This is a genomic window from Bradyrhizobium uaiense (genome assembly GCF_010811875.1).
Lineage (GTDB): Bacteria > Pseudomonadota > Alphaproteobacteria > Rhizobiales > Xanthobacteraceae > Bradyrhizobium > Bradyrhizobium uaiense.
Genome location: NZ_VKHP01000609.1, coordinates 1 through 398 on the forward strand (window position 1 = coordinate 1; position 398 = coordinate 398).

The 398-nt window shown below is 60.1% G+C and carries 1 protein-coding gene; it reads left to right on the top strand.

The window, feature by feature from the left end; all coding sequences use genetic code 11:
* A partial coding sequence (locus FNJ47_RS46720) for an IS66 family transposase (RefSeq protein WP_163163559.1) occupies nucleotides 1-322 on the top strand: 322 nt, incomplete at its 5' end.
* Nucleotides 323-398 lie beyond the last annotated feature (76 nt).

Consider the following 398-nt stretch of genomic DNA (forward strand, 5'->3'; position numbering starts at 1 on the left):
CGACGCCGTATCCTACACCCGAAACCAATGGGAATATCTGACGCGCTACACCGGGGACGGCAGCATGCCGATCGACAACAATCTTCTGGAGCGCGACATCAGGGTTTTTGTAACTGGCAGGAAGAGTTGGTTGTTCAGTGATACCGTGGACGGAGCCGAGGCCAGTGCCGTCGTCTACAGCCTGATGCTGACCTGCCGCGCCTCACGTGTCGAGCCGTTAGCGTGGTTGCGCCACGTCCTCACCGAATTGCCTCAGCGCGCCGGCGACGCCGATATTACCGACCTGCTGCCCATCAACTTCCACAAAGCCGCCACTGCCTGAACGGCCCGGTATCGCCCGATACTAGGGCAATCCATCAAAACCGCCGGCGTCAACGTGCGGGGAAAATCGCGCTTAC